1 protein-coding gene and 1 pseudogene are annotated in these 1,458 nt (G+C 61.0%); one reads left to right on the top strand and one right to left on the bottom strand.

All coding sequences use genetic code 11. From position 1 onward, the window contains the following. Positions 1 to 60: 60 nt before the first annotated feature. Positions 61 to 257 (bottom strand): annotated as a pseudogene (locus HT737_RS31170) (DUF6316 family protein). 209 nt (positions 258 to 466) lie between these two features. Between HT737_RS31170 and HT737_RS06905 the strand changes: the two are divergent. Further along, complete coding sequence (locus HT737_RS06905; protein ID WP_047295581.1) at positions 467 to 1,420, top strand: DMT family transporter; 954 nt, start codon at positions 467 to 469, stop codon at positions 1,418 to 1,420. The last annotated feature ends 38 nt before the right edge of the window (positions 1,421 to 1,458 follow it).

Genomic DNA, 1,458 nt, shown 5'->3' with positions numbered 1-1,458 from the left:
CCCACATTGGAATGCATTCACCTGTGGGAGCGAGCCTGCTCGCGAAGAGATCGACCGGATTTACCGGTTGGAATCCAGAAGCTGCATCCGCGCGATATACGCTTTTTATTTCCTGCTCCGCCTTCTCCGGGGAATCGAACGGCCCTTCAAGGGTGTTCTCCCGCGTACAGAAAAACAGTTCGCCATTGACCCGGCACATCCGCTCACTGCGAAAGTGGGTGGCGGGGGGCGCTGTCCTGGGCGCGCATTCCATACATGATGGCCTCCTTGGTTGATGCACTGAAAGGGATCCAATGAGCTTATGCCTGAAGCACTTGGTGCGCCCGGCCAGCCGATCAACGGCAAAGCGTCAATTTAATGCTGCGACCTGCACAGTTTCATGTGCGGCCTGGCCCGAACTGTCCCTGTGTTGCGCCCGCGCGCGGGCCTAGAATGACCGCTCTCGTCAGCAGGCATTGGGGTTCGCATGCACATTTCATCCGGTCGCTGGGTCTACGGTCTGTTCCTGGCGCTGTTGACGGCGTTCTTGTGGGGCATTCTGCCAATCAAGCTCAAACAGGTGTTGCAGGTGATGGACCCGATCACCGTGACCTGGTTTCGTCTGTTGGTCTCCGGTGGTTGCCTGTTTATTTATCTGGCGTCGGTCAAGCGTCTGCCGAGCCGCAAGGTCCTCGGCCCCCGGGGCGGCTGGCTGGTGTTAATGGCGGTGCTCGGGCTGGTGGGCAACTACGTGCTGTACCTGATGGGGCTCAATCTGCTCAGCCCCGGTACCGCGCAACTGGTGGTGCAGATGGGGCCGATCATGTTGCTGATCGCCAGCCTGTTTGTGTTCAAGGAGCGCTTCAGCATCGGTCAGGGCATCGGGCTGGCGGTGCTGCTGATCGGCTTCGTGCTGTTTTTCAATCAGCGGCTGGCCGAGTTGCTGACGTCGTTGTCGGACTACACCGCCGGCGTGTTGCTGGTGCTGTTGGCCTCGACGGTCTGGACCTTCTACGCGCTGGGTCAGAAGCAATTGCTCACAGTATGGAATTCGTTGCAGGTGATGATGGTGATCTACCTGTTCTGCGCGCTGCTGCTGACGCCGTGGGTGCACCCACTCAAAGCGCTGGAGTTAAGCCCGTTGCAGGGCTGGCTGCTGTTGGCGTGCTGCATGAACACGCTGATTGCCTACGGTGCCTTTGCCGAGGCGCTGGCGCATTGGGAGGCCTCGCGGGTCAGTGCGACGCTGGCGATCACGCCATTGGTGACCTTTGGCGCGGTGGCGATTGCCGCCGCGGTGTGGCCGGACTATGTGCATGCCGAGCAGATCAACGGTCTGGGCTATGGCGGGGCGGTGCTGGTGGTGTTGGGGTCGGCGCTGGTGGCGCTGGGGCCGTCGTTGATTGCCGGGCTGAAAGCGCGGCGCATGCGGGTGGCCTGAAAAGCAAAAGATCGCAGCCTGCGGGCAGCTCCTACAGT

The organism is Pseudomonas sp. MD195_PC81_125 (assembly GCF_014060985.1).
GTDB classification, from domain to species: Bacteria; Pseudomonadota; Gammaproteobacteria; order Pseudomonadales; family Pseudomonadaceae; genus Aquipseudomonas; species Aquipseudomonas parakoreensis.
Note: the sequence above shows the minus strand (reverse complement) of the source record. Positions and strands in the feature narration are given on the sequence as shown.